The sequence below is a fragment of the Neisseria sp. P0021.S007 genome (assembly GCF_051956855.1).
The window spans coordinates 1-533 of sequence record NZ_JBQCXA010001086.1; the positions used below are offsets into that span (position 1 = coordinate 1).

The window sequence follows — 533 nt, forward strand, 5'->3', positions numbered from 1 at the left end:
GGGCAGCCCAAGATATTTGGCGGATGCGCCGGTGGCAACGATCAAGGCGTCGCAGGTGTATTCGCCCATGTCACCTTTGAGGGTAAAGGGACGGTTTTGCAAATCAACGGTGTGGATTTGGTCGAAAATCATTTCGGTGCCGAAGCGTTCGGCGTGGGCTTGGAAACGAGCCATCAGCTCCGGGCCTTGTACGCCTTCGGCATCGGCGGGCCAGTTGTCGACTTCGGTGGTGGTCATCAGTTGTCCGCCCTGTTCGACACCGGTAATGATGACGGGCTTGAGGTTGGCGCGGGCGGCATAGACGGCGGCAGTGTAGCCGGCAGGACCTGAGCCAAGGATGATGAGTTTGTGATGGTTGCTCATGATGTTTTCCTTACTGAGAGATTGAGTGTGTTTCAGACGAGGTAGATTTTACTTGAAACTCAGGTCGTCTGAAAATGTATAGTGGATTAACTTTAAACCAGTACGGCGTTGCCTCGCCGTAGCTCAAAGAGAACGATTCTCTAAGGTGCTGAAGCACCAAGTGAATCGGT

Annotated in this window: 1 protein-coding gene; it reads right to left on the reverse strand. The window is 53.5% G+C overall.

The genetic code is table 11. From position 1 onward, the window contains the following. On the reverse strand, window positions 1-363 hold a 363-nt coding region (locus tag ACTHUR_RS17660), incomplete at its 3' end, for an FAD-dependent oxidoreductase (RefSeq protein WP_440400025.1). Window positions 364-533: the final 170 nt, after the last annotated feature.